Here is a 1,307-nt window from a genome sequence, read left to right as displayed (position 1 = left end):
CGACCTTGAATTCGTCCGTGTACTGCCGTTTCGGCAGCTTGCTATCTCGCATTTCGATTCTCCATACAGCTCAAGTTTCCAACTTTCTTGCTGTACGTGAAATCGAGGCAGGGTCAGACGACATCGACACCGCCATTTCGGCTCTTCGGGAGATCTGAAACTTACCCAGCAAGCCGAGCACATGCTGCGGCTTGCCGTTGGGCCTGAACGGCGCGATCCATGCCGTGAAGCCAAGCCGGACCAAAAGTTCCAAGAAGTCGAGCACCACCGCGCTGTCGTAGTACGAGGTAAAGGCGTCCTGCACCACGACAACGCTGCATATCCGTGCATAGAGCGGTCCGAAGGAACTCGGGTGCGTACTCGGATCGGAAGCCCTTGCCGTGCTCGCCCCAAAGCACGCCCTTGTACTTGCGGGTCAGTTCGAACACCTCATCGGAGATCTCGCGGATCGCTGCGGCGCTGCGTTTCGGACAGCACGTTCAACGCGGCGACCGAAGCCGTCTTCACACCGCGGCGCTTCAACTCGGCATGCAGCTGCGTGCCGCTCAACTCGGGTAGCTCCAGCGCGTAGCGCACAAGCACCTGAGTGAAATCCACGTCCTGTGCCCTGGCTACGTTCAGGAGGCGCGCGCGGACAGATGCGGCGAGATCGCTCATGCGATGGCCTCCAAATACGGGCGCATCACATTGGCCACACGGCAGACCTTGGCATACCGCCAGATTTCATCCGTTGTAGCCCGGTTGCCGGCTCGCGCGTCCTTCAGAGCCTCCAGTGCCACGTCCATGCCGATCTTGTTGCGGTGCTTGAAACAATCGGCCACGGTTTTGGCTACGCCGTACACGTACAGGGTGACGCCGTCTCGCTCGACTGTCTCGACGCCGGCCGTGTAGGCTTCACCTGCCATCTGAACCATCTTGGTCGGCGGGTAGTCGATCCGGGGCGCATGGCTACCCCGTGGCATGGCGATCCAGATCTGGCGCGGCAGCTGCGTGGTCAGTTCGTGGAATTGCAAAGCGGTAAGTAGGCAGAACACAGCTTGCGGCACCTTGGTCGCCAGCGCCGCGAGACTTTCGTGTTCCGAACCCGTATGGCTGGGCAGGCGGTAGAGGCCTCGCCCGACCTTGTCAAGCAGACCAGCGGCGGTTAGGCGTGTCAACATAACTCGCGGTGCTTTGATGGCATCTAGATCGCTAGGGAACATCTGATCAAGAGCACGTTTCTTGCATGAAGGACTGAACCTGCAAAGGAGCACGAGCGATGAGCCAGATCAGTTTTGCGGATGCCGAGCAAGCTGGCAAGAGGAAGA

At 59.7% G+C, this 1,307-nt stretch carries 3 protein-coding genes and 1 pseudogene; all 4 read right to left on the bottom strand.

The features are described 5' to 3' along the window. Nucleotides 1-70 precede the first annotated feature (70 nt). Nucleotides 71-307, bottom strand: coding sequence for a hypothetical protein (locus ACSFA8_RS27145; protein ID WP_435482559.1), 237 nt, complete (start codon nucleotides 305-307; stop codon nucleotides 71-73). A 37-nt stretch (nucleotides 308-344) separates the two neighbouring features. After that, nucleotides 345-464: pseudogene (locus tag ACSFA8_RS27140) on the bottom strand (FAD-linked oxidase C-terminal domain-containing protein); the annotation flags it as partial. Further along, entirely contained in the window at nucleotides 430-657 is a 228-nt protein-coding gene (locus ACSFA8_RS27135; protein WP_435482558.1) for a hypothetical protein, read from the bottom strand. The pseudogene ACSFA8_RS27140 and the gene ACSFA8_RS27135, both read right to left, overlap by 35 nt. Continuing rightward, nucleotides 654-1,202 (bottom strand): type IV toxin-antitoxin system AbiEi family antitoxin domain-containing protein, encoded by a 549-nt coding sequence (locus tag ACSFA8_RS27130; protein ID WP_435482557.1) that lies wholly within the window; start codon nucleotides 1,200-1,202, stop codon nucleotides 654-656. The genes ACSFA8_RS27135 and ACSFA8_RS27130 overlap by 4 nt, the downstream gene beginning before the upstream one ends. Between the last annotated feature and the right edge of the window lie 105 nt (nucleotides 1,203-1,307).

The sequence above is a fragment of the Variovorax nitratireducens genome (assembly GCF_051216545.1).
Classification (GTDB): domain Bacteria; phylum Pseudomonadota; class Gammaproteobacteria; order Burkholderiales; family Burkholderiaceae_C; genus Variovorax.
Note: the sequence above shows the minus strand (reverse complement) of the source record. Positions and strands in the feature narration are given on the sequence as shown.

Coding starts and splice junctions, on each gene's coding strand:
- ACSFA8_RS27135 (WP_435482558.1), bottom strand. CDS start 657: ATGAGCGATCTCGCCGCATCTGTCCGCGCGCGCCTCCTGAACGTAGCC.
- ACSFA8_RS27130 (WP_435482557.1), bottom strand. CDS start 1,202: ATGTTCCCTAGCGATCTAGATGCCATCAAAGCACCGCGAGTTATGTTG.